Here is a 17,891-nt window from a genome sequence, read left to right on the forward strand (position 1 = left end):
ACAGATACCCAGGCTCCTGCATTCGATGGAACACTGCCTGCTGCCGAAGTGGCTGCGTCTTGCGACAGTATCCCGGCTGCGGCTGTGCTTACTGCCACCGATGCCTGCGGAACTGCGACCGTAACATTCATTGAGACAAGAACTGATGGATCATGTGCAGGAAGCTACACCCTTACTAGAAAATGGACGGCTACAGACCCTTGCGGAAACACTGCCGAACACACTCAGGTAGTGACTGTAACTGATAACCAAGGCCCTACATTCGTAGAAACTGTGCCTACAGATATTATTGTGGCTTGTGGATCTGTTCCAACAGCACCAACACTTACAGCTACTGATAACTGTAGTATGGCTACTGTTACAATGCTTGAAACTATTGAAAATGGTGCTTGTGCTGGAGATAAGATTATCACAAGAACCTGGACAGCGGTTGATTTATGCAACAACATAACTTCTGCAACACAGATAATAACTGTAGAAGATAATATGGCTCCTACTTTGGTTACTCCTATAGAAACGACTATAAATGTTGTTTGTAGTGAGGTTCCTGAAGTCCCTGTTTTAGAATTTACAGACTCTTGTTCTTCAGTAGAAAGTGTTATATTTGATGAACAGATTGAAAATCAGACAGCAACAGGTTATACTATCACCAGATCTTGGTCTGCAACTGACAGCTGTGGAAATTCAAATGTAGTTACGCAAACAATAAATGTTACGATATCAAATCCTACACAAACAATTGCCAGCGAATTATGTGTTGAAGATCTTTCAATTGATCTGTTTACATTACTTGACAATTCTATAGAAAGAACGGGAACATGGATTGACACAAATAACTCTCGAGGATTACTCGGAAGTATTTTCAATCCTGCCAATGTTACGCTTGGAGATTATGTATTGAGCTATGTAATTGCTGACGGCGATTGCCCTAGAACAATTCAAATCAACATGAACGTAAATGATGACTGTGTTGTTTTGGCACCATGTGAAATTATAGTTCATAATGCTATGACACCAAACGGAGATGGTTTGAATGAATTCTTCCAGATCGAGGGGCTTGATTGTTATCCAAACAATACTGTAGAAATATACAATCGTTGGGGAGTATTAGTATTTGATGCCCAAGGCTATGACAATACGACTAAAGTATTTAGAGGAGTATCTGAAGGTCGTGCTACAGTAAAAAAATCAGAAGAATTACCTGATGGAACTTACTACTACGTACTGAAATATGTCGATGCTGAAGGAAGATCCAGAGAAAAAGCAAGTTATCTATATATTAATAGATAAAGTCCAACTTCCAGGGATGCAAATCCCTGGAACTAAACAAATAAATAAATGAAAACAAAATTTTTATTTTTCGCTTTACTGTTGACAGGTTTTGCAGGTTTTGCGCAACAAGATGCCCAGTACACTCAATACATGTACAACACTATTAATATAAACCCGGCCTATGCCGGTTCCAGAGGCGTGATGAGTATTTTCGGCCTTCATAGAACCCAATGGGTTGGTTTGGATGGAGCTCCTGTAACCAATGCAGTTTCTTTAAACACACCTATCAATAATAGTAAATTAGGAATCGGACTTTCTTTTGTCAATGACAGAATTGGCCCGACAGACGAAAACACTATTTCTGCTGATATATCTTATACTGTTCAGACATCGGAAACTTATAAACTTTCGTTTGGTATTAAAGGAACGGCCAATCTTTTTAGCCTGGACGTAAACAAATTAAACCCTGCCGATGCCGGTGACCCTCACCTGCAGAATTTCAACAATAATTTTACTCCAAATTTTGGAGCCGGGGTTTACTTCCATTCCGATAAATTATATGTAGGTCTTTCCGTTCCTAACTTTTTACAGACAACCCGTTATGAAGACAACTCCGTTTCGGTTTATAAAGAAAGGATGAATTTTTATTTCATCGGTGGTTATGTATTTGATTTGAGCCCTAGTATTAAATTTAAGCCTGCATTCCTTATGAAAACCATTCAGGGTGCTCCCCTACAACTTGACGTATCCGGTAATTTCTTATTCAACGATAAATTTACCATTGGAGCAGCCTGGAGATGGGATGCCGCGGTTAGTGCGATGGCTGGTTTCCAGGTTACAGAAGGTTTGTTTGTAGGTTATGGATATGACTTAGAAACAACAAAGCTGTCCAATTATAACTCCGGCTCACACGAAATATTCCTTCGATTTGAGCTTTTCAACAAGTTTAACAAATTAACTTCACCTAGGTTCTTCTAATACTGTGCAATCATGAAAATCAAATTTATATACCTCGCATTTTTAAGTACAGTCTGCTTTAGCGGATATGCGCAAAAATCGGCTGTGGCATCAGCAGATAAGAAGTATGAGAAATATGCTTACATTGATGCTATAAAAACCTATGAGCGTGTTGCTGAAAAAGGATACAAATCGCAAGATATGCTTCAAAAACTTGGAAACTCTTACTACTTTAATGCTGATTTGGAAAATGCTGCCAAATGGTATGGTGAGCTTTTTGCCATGACGCAGGATGTAGAGCCTGAATATTTTTACCGTTATTCACAATCTCTAAAAGGAATTGGAGAATATGATAAGGCTAATGAGATGCTTCAAAAATTCAATCAGAAGTCAGATACTGATTCTCGTGGGAAACTATATGAGGAAAAGAAAAATTATCTGGAAGAAATCAGGAAAAATTCCGGAAGGTATAAAATCGATAATGCCGGGGTAAATTCTGAATATTCTGATTATGGAAGTGCTTTCTTTGGAGATAAAGTAGTTTTTACTTCTGCACGGGATACCGGAAACTTTTCAAAAAGACAGCATTCATGGACGAATATGTATTTTACCAATATGTATGTTTCAGATTTGAGTGCAGACGGTGCATTATCGGCTCCACAAAAATTTGCAAAAAGCCTGAATACCAAATTCCATGAAGCCACTCCGTCTTTTTCCAAAGATGGAAAGACCATGTATTTTACCCGAAATAATTATAACGATGGTAAAAAAGGCAAAAGCAACGATAAGGTAACTTTATTAAAAATCTACAGGGCGACTTTAGAAGGCGACAAGTGGACAAATGTTACGGAACTTCCTTTCAACAATAACAATTACAGTGTGGCCCACCCTGCTTTGAGTCCGGATGGAAAAACAATGTATTTTGCTTCTGATATGCCGGGAACTTTAGGACAATCTGATATTTTTAAAGTCAGCATTAATGCCGATGGAAGTTTCGGAACACCGGAAAACCTTGGACCTAAAATCAATACTCCGGGAAGAGAATCTTTTCCTTTTGTATCAGATGAAAATGAGTTGTATTTTGCTTCCGATGGCCAGCTTGGCTTGGGTGGTTTTGATATTTTTGTTTCAAAAATTGGAAACGACGGTAGCATTAAAGAAGTTAAAAACATTGGAGAACCTGCCAATAGCAAAAAAGATGATTTTGCCTATATCATTAACTCTAAAACAAGAATTGGCTTTTTAAGTTCCAACAGAGACGGCGGAAACGGCAATGATGATATCTACAAATTTGTTGAAACCAAAAGATTGGAATTTGAATGTGAACAGCTTTTGGCCGGAACCATAACCGATTTGGAAACCGGAGCGATTCTTCCAAATACAAAAGTGACTTTATTTGATGAAAAATTCAACAAATTAAAAGAAGTAACATCTGATGCTTCCGGAAAATATTCTTTTGAGGATGTACAATGCGGTAAATCGTATTATGTAAGAGCCGAAAAACAAGACTATGTAACCAAGGAATCCCGAATAACCTTACCAAATGAAAGCGGTGAAACCGACCTTCCAATTGCTTTGGAAAAAACAGTCAAGAAAGTTAAAGTTGGTGATGACCTTGCAAAAGCATTCGGTATCAAGATTATTTACTTTGATCTTGATAAATGGAATATCCGTCCGGATGCAGCTACTGACCTTGCAAAAATTGTTGATGTGATGAAAGAATACCCAACCATGAAAGTTGACGTAAGATCACATACAGACAGTCGTCAGACACACAAATACAATGAAAGGCTATCTGACAGAAGAGCCAAATCAACTATTGCGTGGATGATTAACGATGGAATACAAGCATCACGATTAAGCGGAAAAGGTTATGGAGAAACTCAATTGGTAAACAAATGCTCTGATGGGGTTCCATGTTCTGAAGAAGAGCACCAATTGAACAGAAGAAGTGAATTTATTATTACTGAATTATAACATACCTAAATGCCATAAAAAGCAAAAGCATCCTGGACTAGCAGGATGCTTTTTTTGTTATTGACCTATTGTAATATATTTTTAAAATATATCCCCATACAATAGTTTTCACGCAGACCTTAATGAAAGAATAATTCAGAACAAAAGAACAATCTTTAATGAATGTATTTTAAAAAAATAATCCACGAAAATTAAACCCCATCTAATATTAATTATCTAAAAAAATAATTCCTGTCAAATTATTGCAATCAATAGTATGGAAAGGTGAACGTAAATAACAATCTTTTTGGGCTGTCTCAAAAAAAAGACTGCAATACAAACTGCAGTCTTATGATACTGAGCTTTACCCGTTTATTTTTTGATGAACATATTGGTATAATATTTTCGTCCTGATTCCGGACTGATACGGACTGACATTCCAAAATGAGTAAAATCTCCTTCAATATTTGCTTTATGGCTCGGGCTCTCAAGCCAGGCATGTAAAGCCGCTTGTGGAGTGTTATAATTATAAGCCACATTTTCATTGACTTTAACCGCTCCCAATACCTGTATCAGGTTTTGTGACCTTTCTTCGAAATAAGCATGATTGACAACGTTGTTTTCAATCATGTATTCGTTGTGTTCTTCTGATTTGTAAGAAATGTGATTGATTGGTTGTAAAGCCGGTAAATTGAGCGATTGTCTGTGTTCGTTAATAATACGCATCAATTCTAATTCTGTGGGATTGTAATCATAATTTTCTACCAAAGTAGAATTTCCATTTGTCAGGTTACTGTCATCAGATGAATCTGAAGAACAGGATAACATTGTGAACAAAAAAGCCACTGGCATTAATGTTCTTAGCATTATTGCTTTCATAGGTTAAGTGTTTTGGTTCATAATTCGAAAAAGCCTTTGGGAAAACTTCTTCAAATTGTCAGTAAGATTTATGATGGGGCACAACTCTTACTTAACGATTCAATATTACAAAATCATCGTTGAACTGCAAAATAAAATCGACGAAATGCATGTTTTTGTATTTTTCATGCTATTATTCCTATAAATCATGAGGAAAGCCTGTCCTTTTTCCATGTGTTTTCGCGGTATTGGAAACGAATTCTATCATGAAGCCTGTTGGGCCTACCCTGCCAGAATTCCATCTCATAAGGCTTGACCAGATAACCTCCCCAATAAGCCGGACGAGCGATTACTTTTCCTGTAAATTCTTCTTCCAGATTTTTTACCTTAATTTCCAGAACTTCTCTGTTTTCTATGATTTCACTTTGGTGTGAGGCAAGTGCTCCTAATTGGCTTCCAAATGGCCTGGATTGGAAATAAGCATCTGAAATTTCATCAGCTGTTTTTTCAGCTGTCCCTTTAATGATAACCTGTCTTTCTGCGTAAGGCCAAAAGAAAGAAAGACAAACATTCGGGTTTTCAGCTATGGCTTTTCCTTTTTCAGATTCGTAATTGGTAAAGAAAATAAAACCTTCCGGGGTGAGTTGTTTTAAAAGCACGATTCTTGATTTAGGGAAACCGTCTTTCCCGATAGTGGCAATAGTCATTGCATTCACTTCTTCTGTCCCTCCTATAGCTTCGGCTTCCTGAAACCACAAGTCAAATAATTCAAAAGGATTGTCCGGTATGGCAGTTTCTATCAGTTCACTTTTTTCGTATGATTTTCTGTAATCGCTTAAATCTTTCATAGCTTGGTCAATTGGAAAATTTGAATTACAAAGTTACAAACTTTGTGAAGCTGAGATATGATATTTGTCAGGATGTTTTTTTGAGTTGCTAAGCGGCTAAGTTTCTGAGGTGCTAAGGTTCTGAGGTACTAAGGCTCTGAGGTTTTGAGTTATTAAGGAAAAAGTACTGAGGTTCTGAGGAAATAAGTTTGTTTGAGGTTCAAAATTTGACCCTAGTTAATAAACTAATCTTAGCATCTTAGCCACTTAGAATCTTAAAATCTTTTTAAAAAGAAAACACATTATCTTAGTTACTTAGCGACTTCAAAAGAAAACCTTAGCCACTTAGAACCTTAGTACCTCAAAAAGAAAAACTTTCCCCGTCATCTCCCAAAAAGACATTCGGGAAAATAGTTTCTGCTTCTTCTTTGAATTTCTGAATCGATTCGTATCGTGTGGAATAATGGCCCAATACCAGATTTTTGGCATTTGCCTTAAGTGCAATCCGGGCAGCTTCTTTAGCCGTTGAGTGCATGGTCTTTTCAGCGAGCAAAACTTCTGATTCCAAAAAGGTAGATTCATGATAAAGAACATCTACGTTTTCAATCAGCGGTAATATATCTTCATTATAAACCGTATCCGAACAAAACGCATAGCTTTTTGGAGTATCCGGATCAAAAGTCAGTTCGGCATTAGGAATCACGCGACCATCTTCTAAAGTAATATCTCCGCCATATTTGATTTTTTTGTAATAAACCTGGTCGATTTCATATTCCTGTACTGCATCAATATTTAGCTTTCTTTCGCTGAACTTTTCGAGGAATAAATAGCCGTTAGTATATATCCTGTGTTTAAGCGGAATTGTCTTTACAATTACCTTATCATCTTCAAAAACGGTTTCGGACACATCCGATTCCAGTTCATGGAAATAAAGATTGTAATTGGTCCAGGAATTGGAAAGCTTTAATTGCAGTGTAATAATCTCTTTTATTCCCTTTGGCCCATAAATATGCAGGTCATTGACCCTGTTCAAAAGCATGTAGGTAGAAACCAGACCAACAAGTCCGTAGACATGGTCTCCATGAAGGTGAGAAATAAAAATGTGGTTTATTTTGGAAAATTTGATCTTGTTTTTCCGTAGCTGAACCTGTGTTCCCTCACCACAGTCTATGAGAAACATCCGGTCTCTTATTTCCAAAACCTGCGATGTCGGATTTGTAATAGTTCTGGGTGTAGCGGCATAACAGCCAAGAATCGTCAGCTTCATTTTTTACTCTTAAATCTAAAAATTTTAAATCCGAAATCTTTCAGAAATCTTAAATCAAAAACCTAAAATCCTAAATCTCTTTCAATTTCCTCCATCTCAATAATATCATGGGCTTCAAGAAGAGTCGGAACCACAATCATTTCATCAGGCACTTCGTTGAAGTCAAAATCATTGACAACAATTACAAATGATTTTTTTGCTTTTCGGTGTTTGTTTGACAACGATAGAAAAGAAAGTATCTGGTCCAAGCTCACATCTTTGTCGGATGAGATATCCAAAACCAGGTTATGGTTTTTGAAGCTCCCATATTCATTTGTTACTTTTTCCAGAAAAGAACCTACATTACCCTGCGTATCTTTTATTACTGTTGTATGTCCTTTTTGATCCACTTTCATATTGTCTTATTTTTTAGAAGTAAAGTTTGCTAAGTCCAAAGTTACAAAGGTTTTTGGCTTTTTTATTCCTATTGTTTAATTTTTGATGCCAGAAGATAAATTACTGCCATACGTACTGCCACACCATTTTCAACCTGGTTTAGGATAACAGACTGTTGCGAATCGGCTACATCAGAAGAGATTTCGACACCTCTATTGATTGGTCCTGGGTGCATGATTACGATTTCCTTATTTAGCGAATCTAAAAATGCCTTATCTACTCCGTATTGCTGTGTATATTCTCTTGTGGAAGGGAAATAATTCACATCCATTCTTTCATTTTGTACCCTGAGCATATTGGCCACATCACACCATTCAAGTGCTTTTCTAAGGTTGGGTTCCACACCAACTCCCAAAGATTCGATATATTTTGGAATTAAGGTTTTAGGTCCGCAAACTTTGACTTCGGCTCCTTGCATTTTAAGGGCATAAATATTGGAAAGCGCCACACGTGAATGCAGAATATCACCTACAATCACGACTTTCTTTCCGGCAACTTCGCCTAGTTTTTCTCTTATCGTAAAAGAATCCAATAAACCTTGCGTTGGATGTTCGTGTGCACCATCGCCCGCATTGACAATACTCGCATTGACATTTTGTGAAAGAAAATAAGCCGCTCCCGGATTGGAATGCCTCATGACTACCATATCAACCTTCATTGAAAGGATATTGTTGACAGTATCAATCAGGGTTTCTCCCTTTTTAACCGATGACTGCGCGGCTGAAAAGCTGATAACATCAGCCGAAAGGCGTTTTTGTGCCAATTCAAAAGACAGTTTGGTTCTGGTACTGTTTTCAAAAAATATATTAGCTATGGTAATATCTCGAAGCGAAGGAACTTTTTTAATTGGTCGGTTGATGACTTCCTTAAAATGATCGGCTGTTTCAAAAATAAGGTCAATATCCTGTTTGGTGATATATTTTATTCCTAATAAATGATTTACGCTTAATTCGCTCATTTTTATATGTGTTGTTGTGTTGTTATTTTAAGAACTTAATTAGTTACAAGGTAAACCACATCCTCTCCCTCCTGCTCTTTCCAGCATACCTTCACCTTTTCATTGTTTATGGAATCGACCTGTCTGCCTCTGTAATCCGGCTGGATTGGCAAATGGCGGCTAAATCGCCTGTCAATCAAAACCAGCAACTCAATTTCTGATGGCCTTCCAAAGGATTGGATGGCAGTCAAAGCAGAACGGATGCTTCTTCCGGTATATAAGACATCATCAATAAAAATGACTTTCTTATTTTCTACCAAAAAGTTAATCTGTGTTTTATTGGCTTCCAAAGGCTTTTCTGTCCTGCGAAAATCATCCCTGAAAAAAGTGATATCAAGATAGCCTAAAGCAACATCCTGTACTTTATATTCTTTTAAAAGTAATTCCTTCAGGCGTTCTGCCAAAAAGGTTCCGCGAGGCTGGATTCCTACAAGAATAGTATCTGAAAAATCAAGATGCTTTTCAATTAACTGACAGGCCAAACGATGCAGAATGATATTGACTTCTTTTGAAGTAAGCAATATTTTTTGACTCATAATGAAGTGTTGTGTTTGGTTTGTAAAAGTAGGCAAAATTTACTTCCAAGTAAAATAAAAATACAGTTTTGCCCTAACCAACCTCCATATTAAAAGGAGATCATTCTTTGGAGGTTTATTACAACCAAAAAATAACTTCTCCTTTTTACAGAATAAAACACAACCTTAGCATCTCAGAACCTTAGCAACTTAGCCCCTTATTAAAATTATATAACCAAAAACATGAATCATGTAATATTTTTCTTCGTAAAAAGAAGACCTTTATGATATACAAATCAAAAACAGAAAAGCCATGAACAAATTATTGAAAATAAACATACTGCTTCTGATACTTCTTACCTTTTCAAGCTGTGAAGTAGTTGAAGGTATTTTTAACTTAGGTGTTGGCGTTGGCGTCTTTATTGTCATTGCCATTATTGCCCTTGTTATTTTTATCATCAGCAGATTTAAAAAATAAAACCATAACCCAACCAACCACCTTTAAACCAAAAAAATCCCGCTACTTTGCAGTAACGGGATTTTTTATTTATCATTTCTAGTATTTAAGAATACATTTTCTTTCTTAGTTCCTGTACTTTTTCATCATCCAGATAATCGTCAAATGTCATATATCTGTCGATTGCTCCTTTAGGTGTCAGTTCAATAACCCTGTTACCCACAGTTTGGGCAAATTCATGGTCATGTGTCGTGAAAATAACCGAACCTTTGTAATTTTTCAATGAGTTGTTGAAAGCTGTAATCGATTCCAAATCGAGGTGGTTTGTAGGCTCGTCAAGCATCAGTACATTGGCTCTCTGCATCATCATTCTCGAAAGCATGCAACGCACTTTTTCACCTCCAGACAAAACGCGGCTAATTTTCAAAGCTTCTTCACCAGAGAAAATCATTTTCCCTAAGAATCCACGGATATAAACTTCATCACGCTCTTCTTCAGTTTTTGCCCATTGCCTTAACCAATCAACCAGATTCAGGTCGTTGTCAAAGAATTCATGGTTTTCAACCGGAAGATAGGCCTGCGTTGTTGTGATTCCCCATTCAAAAGTTCCGGAATCTGCCTTTTTATTGCCATTCAGAATTTCATAGAAAGCTGTAGTAGCACGTGAATCTTTAGAGAAAAGGACAATCTTATCGCCTTTTGCCATATTCAAATCTACACCGGTAAATAATGTTTCGCCATCAATTGAAGCGCTCAGATTAGTGATATTCAAAATCTGGTCACCCGCTTCTCTCTCCTGTTCAAAAATAATGGCAGGATAACGTCTGCTAGACGGTTTGATTTCGGCAATATTCAGTTTGCTAATCATTTTTTTACGTGAAGTAGCCTGTTTGGATTTTGCTACGTTGGCACTGAAACGGCGGATGAATTCTTCCAATTCCTGTTTCTTTTCTTCTGCCTTCTTGTTTTGCTGTGCTCTTTGTTTTGCAGCCAATTGGCTTGATTCGTACCAGAATGTATAGTTTCCTGAATAGTGGTTGATTTTTCCGAAATCAATATCTGAAATATGTGTACAAACCGCATCCAGGAAGTGACGGTCGTGTGATACTACAATTACTGTATTCTCATAATTGGCCAAAAAGTTTTCCAACCATGCAATTGTTTCAAAATCCAGGTCGTTGGTAGGCTCATCCATGATTAACACATCAGGATTTCCAAAAAGCGCCTGTGCCAAAAGCACACGAACCTTTAGTTTTCCTTCCATATCCCCCATTAAAGTATAGTGACTGTCTTCATTGATACCTAAATTTGATAGCAAAGAAGCAGCATCAGAATCGGCATTCCATCCGTTCATTTCTTCAAACTGCACCTGAAGCTCTCCGATTCTTTCCGCGTTTTCATCGGTATAGTCCAGATAAAGCTCATCCATTTCTTTCTTAACAGCATAAAGAACTTTGTTCCCCATCATCACCGTTTCCAAAACCGTATGCTCATCAAACATGTTGTGGTTCTGGTTCAATACGGACATACGCTTGCCCGGTTCCAGAAAAACGTGTCCAGAAGTTGGCTCAAAATCTCCCGAAAGTATTTTTAAGAATGTAGATTTTCCAGCACCATTTGCTCCAATGACTCCATAAATATTACCATCTGTAAAGGTTGTATTTACTTCATCAAACAAAACTCTCTTGCCAAATTGTACTGATAAATTATTTACTGTTAACATGAATATAGTTTTAAAAAAGTTTTGCAAAAGTAGAAAAAATACTGCACTTTTGGCACAAGAACAAGATATACTTTAAAACATAGCCTAAACTTCTGATTCCAATAAACCTCTGTTATTTAACGGCATTCTAAATAATTGACATTGTTTACATTTAACTATGCCTTAACAGAGAGTTTGGTTGCGTCTGAATATTTTTGTCTATTAGATTCAAATTAAATGCACAATTTAAAAGTTTTCAAAATCGTATCGCTTTCTTTTCTTTCCATGCTGTCACTGTGCTCGTGTGAAAAGAAATTCAAAAGCGATAATTTCACTGCTTACTTTGGCGGAGAGGTTTCAAATCCACTAAACCGCTACGTTTTGTTTCTTAAGGACAATAAGGTTATTGACACTATTCCTTTGGACCGAAACAATAGGTTTTTCAAAAAATTTGATTCCCTCGCTCCCGGATTGTATACTTTTAAACATGAGCCGGAATACCAATACGTTTATTTTGATAAGAACGACAGTATCATGGTACGCATGAACTCTAATGATTTTGACGAATCTGTCGTATTTTGCGGACGCGGAGAAGAAAAAAATAATTTCCTGATGGAGATGTATCTTAAGAATGAGGAAGACCGGGACAAGATGTTTACCGTATTTGACTATGACGTAAATAAGTTTACAAAATACATCGATTCTGCCTATCATTCCCGAAAAAGCTACTACAATTCAAAAAAAGAATTATTGAAATGGAGCGACGATTTTGATACTTATGCACTGGCTTCTCTCGATTTCCCTTACTATACCAAAAAAGAAATTTATCCGGTCATACACGAAATACGAACCGGAGAAAATATCAGCGAAAGACTTCCAAAGAATTTTTATGAATACCGCGATGAGATTGATTACAATAATAAAGGCCTGACAAACTTCTCGCCTTTTGTAAAATATCTTACCTACATGCTGAATAATATGGCAATGGAAAAAGCCGACGATAATGCTTCACCTGAAGACAAGGCTTTAGAAATGAACATCACCAAGCTGAATATTGCCGATACGCTTTTCAAAAATCCGGAAATCAAAAATACCATTCTCGACAATATTGCCTTTGCCTATCTATTGGAAGACCAGCACATACTGAACAACAAAAAATTTCTTGACCGATATAACGAACTGTCAACCGATAAAGGAAATCAGAACGAAATTATCAAAATAGGGAACGCAATTCAGATGTTGAAAAATGACAATGCCTTACCTAATGTAGACCTGATTGACCTTAATGGAGAAACAGTAAACAGCAAAAAAATTATTAAAGGTAAAACCGTTATTTTTTTCTGGACTGAAAATGCAAAATCCCATTTCGAAACGGCACACCGTAAAGCTATGGAATTAAAAGCCAAACATCCCGGTTATAATTTTATTGCTATCAATGTTGATGATAACCAGTCAAAATGGAAAAATAATCTTTCGAAATACAAATTTGATAAAATCGAAGAATTCCGGGTAAAGGATTTTGAAGAACTAAAACAGAAATGGGTGATTACGAAAATACACCGTGCCATCATCACAAATGCGGACGGAACTATTAATAATGCTTTTGTAAATCTGTTTGACGTTAAATTTGTTGACTATCTGAAATAATAAAACAGTTCTCAAAGTCGCAGAGACGCTGGCTATTAATTAGCTCTTTTTTCTGGTATCGGCAATATGAATAATTTTCCATTTGCCATTATCTTTAAGTAATTGGAATGAGTTCACCCCTTTATGTGCTAATTTTCCATTTACATAAAATTCATACGGTGTCCAGACATGCGCCAAGGAGCCTTCTACGTTGAAACTATATGAAAGAAGGCGTTCCTCGAATTTCGTATTCTTAGAAATTGCCGCTATAGATTTTGCAAAATCAGAAAACTTTTCAGTTGTTATCTTCCTTGTTATGGTACTTTCAGATATTGAATGTAATATCATATTTGAATAACAGACAGATTTCATTTTTAGGCTGTCTCTTGTATGAAAACCATCAAAAAAGGTTTGTATCGATTGACGGATTTCGGCTTCCTGTGCCATTAGGGACTGAAAGCAAATAAAGAAAACAATGGTTACTAATTTTCGCATTATGCTTTTTTTAATGTTCATGGATAAATTTAGCATAAAATAATTAATAGAACCAAAATTAACAGGTGTCTAATTCAGATACTATGAATATTGTTATTTACTAAAACAAAAAAAATCCCGCTAAAGCGGGATTTTTTATATCAGATAAATTCTATTATTTATTTCCTTTTTCAAAATCAGCAACAAACTGTGCCAATCCGATATCTGTCAAAGGGTGTTTCAACAGTCCTGTAATAGCAGAAAGCGGTCCTGTCATTACATCAGCACCTATCTTGGCACAATTAACGATATGCATTGTATGACGCACAGAAGCAGCCAGGATTTCTGTTTCAAAACCATAATTATCATAAATCTCACGGATTTCCTGAATCAGGTTCAAACCATCTGTAGAAACATCGTCCAAACGACCAATAAAAGGAGAAACATAGGTAGCTCCTGCTTTTGCAGCCAAAATAGCCTGTCCTGCAGAAAATACCAGAGTAACGTTTGTTTTGATTCCTTTATCAGAAAAGTATTTTGCAGCCATTACACCTTCTTTAGTCATTGGCAACTTAACAACAATCTGCTCGTGCAATTCGGCCAACTCCTCACCTTCTTTCACCATGCCTTCAAAATCAAGTGCATTTACTTCGGCACTCACATCACCGTCTACAAGATTGCAGATATCTACATAATGCTTTAAAATATTATTTTTTCCTGTGATGCCCTCTTTCGCCATCAATGAAGGGTTTGTAGTTACACCATCCAATACACCAAGTGCTTGTGCTTCTTTGATTTGAGCCAGATTAGCCGTGTCGATAAAAAATTTCATTTGTTATAATTTAATTTGTGTGTTTCTGCTTAAAGTAATGAGTTAAAACTCAAAATTCGGTTGCAAAATTACAATTTATAATGGTTCATCAGCATTTTTTCATAAACTTTATCAGGCAATACCCGTTTTAATACGATGGAAAATTTTTGCATAAAAACACCCACTTTATAATGGATTTTCGGATTGGGAGTTTCAATAATTTTCGCTACAGCAATTGCCATCATATCCGGGTTGCTTCCTGAATTGACATGCTCGTCCATCATTTTAAGCGTATCTCCATAAGGTTTTTCATAAGCCGAACCTTTAATCAGAGGTGCATGAAATCTTCCTGAAGCAATATTGGTTGCAAAATCTCCGGGAGCAATATTGGTAATTTTTATACCAAAATTTTTGACTTCCATACGCAGGGCTTCGGTAATTAGTTCCAATGCTCCTTTTGAAGCCGAATAAATGCTTCTGTACGGCAATCCCATGTAACCGGCTATAGAAGTTACATTAATGATTAAACCCGATTTCTGGGAACGCATTTGTGGTAATACAGCTTTCATGACTTCAATTGGCCCGAAAAAATTGGTTTCGAAATTATTTTTGATTTCAGAAGTCGGGATTTCTTCCAAAGGTCCCGTAATTCCAACTCCGGCATTATTGATGACTACATCCAGTCTTCCGGCTTTCTGTATGACTTCTAAAACTGCATTTTTAATACTTTCAGCATCTCTCACATCCAGAGCCACTAAAGGAAATTTAGAATCTGTAATACGCTCCGGATTACGACTGGTACCAAAAACTGTATAGCCTTTTTGGGTCAGATAATCCCCTATTGATTTTCCGATTCCTGAGGAACCGCCTGTAATTAATATAGTTTTAGACATTTTGACTTCTTAGAAGTTTAGAAATTGAAGCCAAATTTAGTGTTTATTTTTTATCCAAACCCTTTCAGGGTTTAAAACCCTGAAAGGGTTAAAAACAAAAAATCCTCCTCAAAGGGAAGATTTAAAAAAAATGGCAAGCGACCTACATCGCACCGCTACAACCGCTTACCCTTGCTGCGTTCCCACCCTGGGGGAGTCTGCAGGAGCTGGTCGTGTAGGACTTGCCGGTGCAAATATACAAACATTTTATATTTTTGCAAGGCCCTTGGCGGTTATAAAATAAAGGTTGTATATTGTCATAATCAATTTTAAAACAATGAAAAAACATAAACTATTAGCATTCATTTTATTAGGAACTGTACTTGTATCCTGCGGAGATAAAGAAATAGATAAAAAAAATTTATTCAGCATAGAACAATCGGGCTTAAAAGCGACTTATCAGCCTCAGGAATCGCTTTCTTTGGTTCTGAACAACGACAAAAACAAGACTATCGATTCGATAGCCTACTATATAAATGAAAAAAGAGTTGGTGGCGTTAAAGGAAACAATAAGTTCGATTTTCCTTTAGCGGATTCTAAATTGGGGTACCAGCAGATAAAGGCAATCGTTTATTATGAAGGACAAAATGCAGAAACGGATGCCCGTATTGAAGTCGTTTCCAATGTAAAACCAAAATTACTTTCCTATACCATCGTAAACACCTATCCCCATGACGAAACTTCCTATACACAAGGATTGGAATTCTACAGAGATACCCTATTTGAAGGAACCGGACAACGCGGTACTTCCAAATTGCTAAAAACAGACTACAAAACCGGAAAAGCCTACCAGTCTGTTAATCTTGAAGGTAAATATTTTGGAGAAGGAATTACCATCTTAAATAACAAGGTATATCAGTTAACCTGGCAGGAAAATACAGGTTTTATCTACAATGCAGATAATCTAAAACAAATCAGGACTTTTAATTACTTTAAAAATATAGAAGGCTGGGGATTGTGTAATGACGGAAAGCAGATTTACCAGTCTGACGGAACAGAGAAAATCTGGGTGTTAGACCCGGAAACTATGAAAGAAACAGATTATATCAATGTATATTCTGAATCCAGCAAAATAAAAGCGGTGAATGAATTGGAATGGGTTAACGGGAAAATCTACGGAAATGTTTACCAAAAAGACGCTGTTGCTGTCATCAATCCAAAAACCGGAGCTGTAGAAGGTATTATTGACCTGAGAGAGCTAAAGACAAAAGTAAATATGATGGGCCACGATTTAGGTAATGACGTATTAAACGGATTAGCCTACAATCCAAAAACCAAAACACTTTTTGTGACCGGAAAAAGATGGAACAAAATGTTTGAAATCAAAGTTTTGGAATAAGCTTGTATGTCCGGCAAAGTCAACATATCCATTCCTAAACCCTGCCATGAAAACTGGCATGAAATGACTGTTGCCGAAAAAGGGCGGTTCTGCAATTCGTGCCAGAAAACGGTATATGATTTCACACTATTTTCTGACAGGCAGCTTATTGACAAAATCAATTCAGAATCCAATATATGCGGACGTTTTTTGGCATCACAACTCAATAAAGACTTGAGGATGCCAAAAGAGAAAAGCAGTATCTGGATTGCAGGAGTTTCAGGAATATTGAGCTTTTTGAGCTTGGGAAACCAGGAGATTTACGCACAGGAAAATGTAAAAACAGAACAGACAGAAGAAAAAAATGTTGAAAAAACAATCGACAATTCTTTTGTTCCTGATATAGAAATTACAGGATTTGTATTTGAACTAGATAAATTGCCTATACCCGGTGTTTCTGTTACAATAGAAGGCAAATCAATTAGCACACAGACAGATTTTGATGGCAAATTTTCAATTAAGGCTAGCAAAGGAGACTTATTGAAGTTTCATTATGTAGGTTATAAAGAGACGTCAGTTATGGTTAATTCTAAAAAACCAATTATTGTCAAATTAGAAACAACAGATGAAATGCTTGCGGGCGAGGTCATAGTCCGAAGAACCTTCTTCGGAAGAATCTTCCATTCTATAGGCAATCTTTTCAGATAAAAACAAATAAAAAACCGAGCATGTAGCTCGGTTTTTATAATTAATTATGCCTTCTTTTTCTTGGCAGGTGTTGAAGCCGGAGCTACACTTGTTGTTTTTCCGTCAACATATTTTTTTTCAGCCGTATTAAATGTAAACGTGTTCTGTTGTGTTTTGTTCTTTTGGACAATATCACCGTCAGGCGTCAGCGAAAATTCAAAACCTTCCCTCCTTACCTTTTCCTGTGTTTCGGAAGCATTTTTCAACCTATCCAAAAATACTTTTTCTGTGATATTGGTGGTCGTTTGCTGGTTTGAAAATAGTTTTGTTTTTGTGGTCACATCATATACTTCAGAGAATAACGTACTGCGTACTTCTGTTTTTAAATCCGTTTTAGTGGTTTGCTCTTCCGTCCAGGTTAGCAGATATAATGGCGTTCCTTTTGCAGAAAAGGCTTTTAGTGCACAATTCTTAGGCAAACTATTTTCGTCAACAGTTTTGATACCTATGGTGTCCTTTTTAGCTTTATTATTAATGAACAGGTAAAAATTTCCTTTTACGATTTCGGCCGTAAGATTATCTGCTTTTGCCAGTGCTGTAGAAGCCGGTTTGGCAGGAGCTTTCTTTTTGGCTCCTTTTTTCTGTCCATAACTTAAAGATGCCGTTAACAGGATCAGTATTAAAAATAAGGTCTTTTTCATATTTTGTTTTTTAGAAAGCCTAAAATACAAAAAATATAAAACCATAATTGTTAAAAGTGACAAACAAAAAAAGCGCAGGGTTATGAATCCTGCGCTTTT

18 protein-coding genes and 1 other RNA gene are annotated in these 17,891 nt (G+C 36.6%); 7 read left to right on the forward strand and 12 right to left on the reverse strand.

Annotation, left to right across the window (positions count from 1 at the left end; all coding sequences use genetic code 11):
• The 3 genes from B0G92_RS09855 to B0G92_RS09865 form a co-directional block, all read left to right on the forward strand.
• Positions 1-1,290, forward strand: a 1,290-nt coding sequence (locus B0G92_RS09855) for a T9SS type B sorting domain-containing protein (protein ID WP_143395016.1), incomplete at its 5' end; no start/stop codon positions are given.
• Between the two features lie 48 nt (positions 1,291-1,338).
• Positions 1,339-2,250, forward strand: a complete 912-nt coding sequence (locus B0G92_RS09860) for a PorP/SprF family type IX secretion system membrane protein (protein ID WP_056066682.1) — start codon at positions 1,339-1,341, stop codon at positions 2,248-2,250.
• Between the two features lie 12 nt (positions 2,251-2,262).
• The gene (locus B0G92_RS09865) at positions 2,263-4,206 is read left to right on the forward strand and encodes an OmpA family protein (RefSeq protein WP_101472074.1); all 1,944 of its coding nucleotides are present in this window, start codon (positions 2,263-2,265) and stop codon (positions 4,204-4,206) included.
• A 351-nt stretch (positions 4,207-4,557) separates the two neighbouring features.
• Here the strand turns inward: B0G92_RS09865 and B0G92_RS09870 are convergent, their stop codons facing one another.
• The 6 genes from B0G92_RS09870 to pyrR form a co-directional block, all read right to left on the reverse strand.
• Positions 4,558-5,064, reverse strand: coding sequence for a CAP domain-containing protein (locus B0G92_RS09870; protein WP_101472075.1), 507 nt, complete (start codon positions 5,062-5,064; stop codon positions 4,558-4,560).
• A gap of 185 nt (positions 5,065-5,249) precedes the next feature.
• Positions 5,250-5,891 (reverse strand): pyridoxamine 5'-phosphate oxidase, encoded by a 642-nt coding sequence (gene pdxH, locus B0G92_RS09875; RefSeq protein WP_101472076.1) that lies wholly within the window; start codon positions 5,889-5,891, stop codon positions 5,250-5,252.
• Between the two features lie 340 nt (positions 5,892-6,231).
• A complete protein-coding gene (locus tag B0G92_RS09880; protein WP_101472077.1) occupies positions 6,232-7,137 on the reverse strand; it encodes a ribonuclease Z in 906 nt (301 codons plus the stop codon).
• A 62-nt stretch (positions 7,138-7,199) separates the two neighbouring features.
• The gene (locus B0G92_RS09885; protein ID WP_056066668.1) at positions 7,200-7,532 is read right to left on the reverse strand and encodes a hypothetical protein; all 333 of its coding nucleotides are present in this window, start codon (positions 7,530-7,532) and stop codon (positions 7,200-7,202) included.
• A gap of 68 nt (positions 7,533-7,600) precedes the next feature.
• Positions 7,601-8,530, reverse strand: a complete 930-nt coding sequence (locus B0G92_RS09890) for an aspartate carbamoyltransferase catalytic subunit (protein ID WP_056066663.1) — start codon at positions 8,528-8,530, stop codon at positions 7,601-7,603.
• A 35-nt stretch (positions 8,531-8,565) separates the two neighbouring features.
• The gene (gene pyrR, locus B0G92_RS09895) at positions 8,566-9,105 is read right to left on the reverse strand and encodes a bifunctional pyr operon transcriptional regulator/uracil phosphoribosyltransferase PyrR (protein ID WP_056066660.1); all 540 of its coding nucleotides are present in this window, start codon (positions 9,103-9,105) and stop codon (positions 8,566-8,568) included.
• A gap of 292 nt (positions 9,106-9,397) precedes the next feature.
• Between pyrR and B0G92_RS16690 the strand changes: the two genes are divergently transcribed.
• Entirely contained in the window at positions 9,398-9,562 is a 165-nt protein-coding gene (locus B0G92_RS16690; RefSeq protein ID WP_157485983.1) for a hypothetical protein, read from the forward strand.
• Positions 9,563-9,647: 85 nt separating this feature from the next.
• Here B0G92_RS16690 and B0G92_RS09900 read toward each other — a convergent pair whose 3' ends face one another.
• The gene (locus tag B0G92_RS09900; protein WP_056066657.1) at positions 9,648-11,264 is read right to left on the reverse strand and encodes an ABC-F family ATP-binding cassette domain-containing protein; all 1,617 of its coding nucleotides are present in this window, start codon (positions 11,262-11,264) and stop codon (positions 9,648-9,650) included.
• Positions 11,265-11,480: 216 nt separating this feature from the next.
• Here B0G92_RS09900 and B0G92_RS09905 point away from each other — a divergent pair, with 216 nt between their 5' ends.
• Positions 11,481-12,890: a TlpA family protein disulfide reductase gene (locus tag B0G92_RS09905; RefSeq protein ID WP_101472078.1), complete on the forward strand. Its 1,410-nt coding sequence runs from the start codon at positions 11,481-11,483 to the stop codon at positions 12,888-12,890.
• A gap of 39 nt (positions 12,891-12,929) precedes the next feature.
• On the opposite strand, the gene B0G92_RS09910 is transcribed toward B0G92_RS09905, so the two are convergent.
• The 4 genes from B0G92_RS09910 to ffs all read right to left on the reverse strand — a co-directional run bounded on the left by B0G92_RS09910 (position 12,930) and on the right by ffs (position 15,274).
• Complete coding sequence (locus B0G92_RS09910) at positions 12,930-13,364, reverse strand: nuclear transport factor 2 family protein (RefSeq protein WP_101472453.1); 435 nt, start codon at positions 13,362-13,364, stop codon at positions 12,930-12,932.
• Between the two features lie 154 nt (positions 13,365-13,518).
• Positions 13,519-14,175 carry a fructose-6-phosphate aldolase gene (gene fsa / locus B0G92_RS09915; RefSeq protein ID WP_056066650.1) on the reverse strand — a complete coding sequence of 219 codons (657 nt, stop codon included), beginning with the start codon at positions 14,173-14,175 and terminating at the stop codon, positions 13,519-13,521.
• A gap of 68 nt (positions 14,176-14,243) precedes the next feature.
• Positions 14,244-15,047, reverse strand: coding sequence for an SDR family oxidoreductase (locus tag B0G92_RS09920; protein WP_101472079.1), 804 nt, complete (start codon positions 15,045-15,047; stop codon positions 14,244-14,246).
• A 128-nt stretch (positions 15,048-15,175) separates the two neighbouring features.
• Positions 15,176-15,274: signal recognition particle sRNA small type (gene ffs, locus B0G92_RS09925), an RNA gene on the reverse strand.
• A gap of 89 nt (positions 15,275-15,363) precedes the next feature.
• Here ffs and B0G92_RS09930 point away from each other — a divergent pair.
• Positions 15,364-16,425: a glutaminyl-peptide cyclotransferase gene (locus tag B0G92_RS09930; protein WP_101472454.1), complete on the forward strand. Its 1,062-nt coding sequence runs from the start codon at positions 15,364-15,366 to the stop codon at positions 16,423-16,425.
• Positions 16,426-16,431: 6 nt separating this feature from the next.
• On the forward strand, positions 16,432-17,112 hold the full coding sequence (locus tag B0G92_RS09935; RefSeq protein ID WP_101472080.1) for a carboxypeptidase-like regulatory domain-containing protein: 681 nt from the start codon (positions 16,432-16,434) through the stop codon (positions 17,110-17,112).
• A 44-nt stretch (positions 17,113-17,156) separates the two neighbouring features.
• Here the strand turns inward: B0G92_RS09935 and B0G92_RS09940 are convergent, their stop codons facing one another.
• Positions 17,157-17,792, reverse strand: a complete 636-nt coding sequence (locus tag B0G92_RS09940) for a hypothetical protein (RefSeq protein ID WP_143395017.1) — start codon at positions 17,790-17,792, stop codon at positions 17,157-17,159.
• Between the last annotated feature and the right edge of the window lie 99 nt (positions 17,793-17,891).

Source organism: Flavobacterium lindanitolerans (genome assembly GCF_002846575.1).
GTDB lineage: Bacteria > Bacteroidota > Bacteroidia > Flavobacteriales > Flavobacteriaceae > Flavobacterium > Flavobacterium lindanitolerans.

Excerpts from the sequence above, each read along its gene's own strand:
- B0G92_RS09860 (WP_056066682.1), top strand. The coding sequence starts at position 1,339 with ATGAAAACAAAATTTTTATTTTTCGCTTTACTGTTGACAGGTTTTGCA.
- B0G92_RS09865 (WP_101472074.1), top strand. The coding sequence starts at position 2,263 with ATGAAAATCAAATTTATATACCTCGCATTTTTAAGTACAGTCTGCTTT.
- B0G92_RS09870 (WP_101472075.1), bottom strand. The coding sequence starts at position 5,064 with ATGAAAGCAATAATGCTAAGAACATTAATGCCAGTGGCTTTTTTGTTC.
- pdxH (WP_101472076.1), bottom strand. The coding sequence starts at position 5,891 with ATGAAAGATTTAAGCGATTACAGAAAATCATACGAAAAAAGTGAACTG.
- B0G92_RS09880 (WP_101472077.1), bottom strand. The coding sequence starts at position 7,137 with ATGAAGCTGACGATTCTTGGCTGTTATGCCGCTACACCCAGAACTATT.
- B0G92_RS09885 (WP_056066668.1), bottom strand. The coding sequence starts at position 7,532 with ATGAAAGTGGATCAAAAAGGACATACAACAGTAATAAAAGATACGCAG.
- B0G92_RS09890 (WP_056066663.1), bottom strand. The coding sequence starts at position 8,530 with ATGAGCGAATTAAGCGTAAATCATTTATTAGGAATAAAATATATCACC.
- pyrR (WP_056066660.1), bottom strand. The coding sequence starts at position 9,105 with ATGAGTCAAAAAATATTGCTTACTTCAAAAGAAGTCAATATCATTCTG.
- B0G92_RS16690 (WP_157485983.1), top strand. The coding sequence starts at position 9,398 with ATGAACAAATTATTGAAAATAAACATACTGCTTCTGATACTTCTTACC.
- B0G92_RS09900 (WP_056066657.1), bottom strand. The coding sequence starts at position 11,264 with ATGTTAACAGTAAATAATTTATCAGTACAATTTGGCAAGAGAGTTTTG.
- B0G92_RS09905 (WP_101472078.1), top strand. The coding sequence starts at position 11,481 with ATGCACAATTTAAAAGTTTTCAAAATCGTATCGCTTTCTTTTCTTTCC.
- B0G92_RS09910 (WP_101472453.1), bottom strand. The coding sequence starts at position 13,364 with ATGCGAAAATTAGTAACCATTGTTTTCTTTATTTGCTTTCAGTCCCTA.
- fsa (WP_056066650.1), bottom strand. The coding sequence starts at position 14,175 with ATGAAATTTTTTATCGACACGGCTAATCTGGCTCAAATCAAAGAAGCA.
- B0G92_RS09920 (WP_101472079.1), bottom strand. The coding sequence starts at position 15,047 with ATGTCTAAAACTATATTAATTACAGGCGGTTCCTCAGGAATCGGAAAA.
- B0G92_RS09930 (WP_101472454.1), top strand. The coding sequence starts at position 15,364 with ATGAAAAAACATAAACTATTAGCATTCATTTTATTAGGAACTGTACTT.
- B0G92_RS09935 (WP_101472080.1), top strand. The coding sequence starts at position 16,432 with ATGTCCGGCAAAGTCAACATATCCATTCCTAAACCCTGCCATGAAAAC.
- B0G92_RS09940 (WP_143395017.1), bottom strand. The coding sequence starts at position 17,792 with ATGAAAAAGACCTTATTTTTAATACTGATCCTGTTAACGGCATCTTTA.